This window comes from Moorena sp. SIO3I6, assembly GCF_010672095.1.
Genome location: NZ_JAAHHU010001066.1, coordinates 1 through 1724 on the forward strand (window position 1 = coordinate 1; position 1724 = coordinate 1724).

The following is a 1724-nucleotide window of genomic DNA, read 5'->3' on the forward strand; positions in this document are numbered from 1 at the left end:
TGCTCAATTTAGCAACCAATGGCAGGATAATGGCTTGCTATTGGGTTTAGCAAAGGAATATTCCCGGTTTGCATATCTAAATCAGGATTGAGCCTCAAATTGCCATTTTTTATAGGAGTTGCTCTTTAACAAGACTTTATTATAGTGGGCAATGGCTTCACAGTCTCCTCATATTGGCAATTTTCTGTTGCAGGGAGAAAAGTGACTAGATGCGTTCGCTTTTAGCGGAAGCGAAGCTTCATCGCTTTTAGCAGAAGCTTCGCTTCATCGCATAACCCCTATCTCACACATTTAAATTGTGAATAGGGGCTGATGGGGAGATGGGGAGATGGGGAGATGGGGAGATGGGGAGATGGGGTGCATCTGATATTTGTAAAAAAGAAGGGGAAGTGTGGGGAGTGTGGCAAGTGTGGCAAGTGTGGCAAGTGTCGGGCACTGGCGTGGGAATTTGCGCGGTAATTTTCCCCTAATTGCATGGATTGAGATGCAGCCATTCTCTAGTCTACGTCAGTGCGCTCAATTACGATAACATTATTCTTTTTTTACCTTAGGTTAGATTGGGGTAAGGTTTAACCGCCGGACAAGTTTTCCAGCCTGCCACAATACCAAAGCATTATTTCTGTTTTTGTCAAGATTACTTTATGTTCAGGGTTAGTTGTGTTCCAAGGTTTTTGCGTTCGCATAAGCGCGGAAGCTGAGGCCGTTGGCCACGCTACGCGTTCGCGTAGCGTCGGCTTTGCCGAAACGCTTCATACCGTAGCGGCTCGTACCGAGCATCGCATTCTTTTGTTTACTATCTATTAATACTTTCTATTAATCATTAACAAATAAACAAAAATCTGTATGACTAAGGTGTATGGCTAAGGATTGACAGTGGGATAACCTTTTTTAAATAAAAAAGGCGTTAGTAATCTAGCCAGAGACCTTCCGCTATTCAAAACACCTAATTTAAAATAAGCAGACATAAAATTTATTAACCTATGCCGCAAAAAAACCTCAATCAAAAAAAATTAAATACTTACTTTTATTGATTGCGTTGATATTATTTACAATAATAGATGATTATTGGTTATAGTTTGTTAGGTATTTATAGGAGCTGTTAACTATTTCCTAAAAATCCATACTTTTTCGGTTCCCAGATCCGCTGTTCCCAGATCCGCTGTTCCCAGATCCGCTGTTCCCTGTTCCCAGATCCGCTGTTCCCAGATCCGCTGTTCCCAGATCCGCTGTTCCCTGTTTATACACTTTATTGATGATCGCCTAACTTTGTATATTTTTAATTTATAGTTTTTTTCTAGTTCAGATTAGATAAATTAGTCAGGAAATTAAGAGCACCACTGACTCATAAATAATGATAAAACTCTGAACTATATATTCTGAAGCACTCTGACGTTAATCGTAATTATAATGTGGCTCAACCTAGGAATTATTACAAGCGATTAATCACAAAAAATCTTGTAAAAGTGAATTATCTTTGAGAATTTTTATCGCTTGTTTTATGTCCTGGGTACGGTCTTTTTTGGCAATTAACGTAGCATTGCGATCGCGTACCACCAGCACATCGTCTAAACCAATAGTAACAATCACCTCATCATCACTACTGGAGTAGACAATTGCTCCTTGAGTATCCAGTTCCACATGATTAGCCATTGCTACATTTTTAGCATCGCCATTATGCAGGCGTTCTAAAGCATTCCAATCTCCCAAATCATCCCAACCAAAGG

Annotated in this window: 2 protein-coding genes and 1 pseudogene; 1 reads left to right on the forward strand and 2 read right to left on the reverse strand. The window is 39.9% G+C overall.

Features of this window, described 5'->3' with window-relative positions; translation table 11 throughout:
• The first annotated feature begins 320 nt into the window (after positions 1–320).
• A complete protein-coding gene (locus F6K49_RS46160; protein ID WP_158069587.1) occupies positions 321–470 on the forward strand; it encodes a hypothetical protein in 150 nt (49 codons plus the stop codon).
• A 640-nt stretch (positions 471–1110) separates the two neighbouring features.
• Here the strand turns inward: F6K49_RS46160 and F6K49_RS54010 are convergent.
• Both F6K49_RS54010 and F6K49_RS46165 read right to left on the reverse strand, forming a co-directional pair.
• Positions 1111–1245 (reverse strand): hypothetical protein, encoded by a 135-nt coding sequence (locus tag F6K49_RS54010; protein ID WP_366511415.1) that lies wholly within the window; start codon positions 1243–1245, stop codon positions 1111–1113.
• A gap of 198 nt (positions 1246–1443) precedes the next feature.
• Positions 1444–1724 (reverse strand): annotated as a pseudogene (locus F6K49_RS46165) (mannose-1-phosphate guanylyltransferase); the annotation flags it as partial.